We start from the raw sequence: 2,429 nt of genomic DNA on the forward strand, positions 1-2,429 counted from the left end.
ATAGCTGGTTCTCCCCGAAATAGCTTTAGGGCTAGCCTCAAGAAGTAAGTATAGACGGTAGAGCTCTGATAGGACTAGGGGCCATCTAGGTTACCGAATTCTGTCAAACTGCGAATGGCTATACTGGTACCTTGGGAGTCAGACTGCGAGTGATAAGACCCGTAGTCAAGAGGGAAACAGCCCAGACCATCAGCTAAGGTCCCCAATGTCGTACTAAGTGGCGAAGGATGTGGAACTTCACAAACAACCAGGATGTTGGCTTAGAAGCAGCCACCATTTAAAGAGTGCGTAATAGCTCACTGGTCGAGAGGTTCTGCGCCGAAGATGTCCGGGGCTAAAGTACGAAACCGAAGCTATGGATGTGTACCTTTGGGTACACGTGGTAGGGGAGCGTTCCTAGCGGGCAGAAGCAATACCGTAAGGAGTTGTGGACTGCTAGGAAGTGAGAATGCCGGTATGAGTAGCGAAAAGGAAGGTGAGAATCCTTCCCACCGAAAGCCTAAGGGTTCCTGAGCAACGATCGTCGTCTCAGGGTAAGTCGGGACCTAAGCCGAGGCGGAAAAGCGTAGGCGATGGACAACTGGTTAAAATTCCAGTACCACCCAAAGTCGTTTGAGTGATGGAGTGACACAGAAGGATACGTGATCGCGAGGATGGAAATTCGCGTCTAAGCTTGTAGGGTGTAGCGTAGGTAAATCCGCGCTGCGAAAAGCCTGAGGAGTGATGGGTAGTTGTTAGCAATAACGACGAACTCACGGATTCCACACTGTCGAGAAAAGCTTCTAGCGAGATGATGGGTGCCCGTACCGTAAACCGACACAGGTAGGCGGGGAGAGAATCCTAAGGTGCGCGGGAGAACCCTCGTTAAGGAACTCGGCAAAATGTCTCCGTAACTTCGGGATAAGGAGAGCCCCTGTGAGTGTAGTCTTGAAACGGACGAAGCACATGGGGGTCGCAGAAAAGAGGCCCAAGCGACTGTTTACCACAAACACAGGTGCCTGCTAAAGCGAAAGCTGACGTATAGGTGCTGACACCTGCCCAGTGCCGGAAGGTTAAGGAAGGGAGTTAGGAGCAATCCGAAGCCCTCGACCGAAGCCCCGGTGAACGGCGGCCGTAACTATAACGGTCCTAAGGTAGCGAAATTCCTTGTCGGGTAAGTTCCGACCCGCACGAAAGGTGTAACGACTTGGGCACTGTCTCAACGAGGGACCCGGTGAAATTGAAATACCTGTGAAGATGCAGGTTACCCGCGACTGGACAGAAAGACCCCATGGAGCTTTACTGTAGCCTGACATTGGATTTTGGTAAGGGATGTACAGGATAGGTGGGAGACTGAGAGATATGTACGCTAGTATGTATGGAGTCGACGTTGGGATACCACCCTTCTCTTACTGGAGTTCTAACTGAAGTAGTAACGACACTCAGGACAGTGTCAGGTGGGCAGTTTGACTGGGGCGGTCGCCTCCGAAAGTGTAACGGAGGCGCCCAAAGGTTCCCTCAGAACGGTTGGAAATCGTTCGAAGAGTGTAAAGGCAGAAGGGAGCTTGACTGCGAGACGTACAGGTCGAGCAGGGACGAAAGTCGGGCTTAGTGATCCGGTGGTACCGCGTGGAAGGGCCATCGCTCAACGGATAAAAGCTACCCTGGGGATAACAGGCTAATCTCTCCCAAGAGTCCATATCGACGGGGAGGTTTGGCACCTCGATGTCGGCTCATCACATCCTGGGGCTGTAGCAGGTCCCAAGGGTTGGGCTGTTCGCCCATTAAAGTGGTACGTGAGCTGGGTTCAGAACGTCGTGAGACAGTTCGGTCCCTATCCATCGCGGGCGTAAGAAACTTGAAGGGAACTGCTCCTAGTACGAGAGGACCGGAGTGGACTGACCAATGGTGTACCAGTTATCCCGCCAGGGGTACAGCTGGGTAGCTACGTCGGGAAAGGATAAACGCTGAAAGCATCTAAGCGTGAAACCAGCCTTAAGATGAGGTTTCTCACAGAGTAGTCTGGTAAGGCCCCTTGTAGATCACAAGGTTGATAGGCCAGGTGTGGAAGTTCAGTAATGAATGGAGCTGACTGGTACTAATAGGCCGAGGGCTTGACTTAATGCAAGCTCGCACTCGAGAGGGTGCAAGTTATGAAACCACTTGTTTGCAAATCTTTCTTCTATAAAGTTTTCAGGGAATATATTCTCTTGTAGAAATGTTTACCTGTAAGATCTTGCGATGCGTTAGCTCGTGTTGCAAAGAATTGGCATAAAGCATTTAGCGGCAAGGCGCGCTGAGGACCGTAAGCGAAGGCGTAGCGGAAGCTACGTTGAGCGAGGACCGCAAGCAGCAACGCAGCAGATGAATGGTTTAGGACAATTCGAAGTATCCGGTGATGATGGCTGTGGGGTCCCACCTGTTCCCATACCGAACACAGCAGTTAAGCC

At 51.7% G+C, this 2,429-nt stretch carries 2 rRNA genes (1 of these 2 cut by a window edge); both read left to right on the top strand.

The annotated features are described in order from the left end of the window. Nucleotides 1-2,101: ribosomal RNA gene (locus tag QTL79_RS17865) — 23S ribosomal RNA — on the top strand; it begins 834 nt to the left of the window's first position. Between the two features lie 269 nt (nucleotides 2,102-2,370). After that, nucleotides 2,371-2,429 (top strand): 5S ribosomal RNA (gene rrf, locus QTL79_RS17940); the annotation flags it as partial.

This window comes from Azotosporobacter soli, from assembly GCF_030542965.1.
GTDB classification, from domain to species: Bacteria; Bacillota; Negativicutes; order SG130; family SG130; genus Azotosporobacter; species Azotosporobacter soli.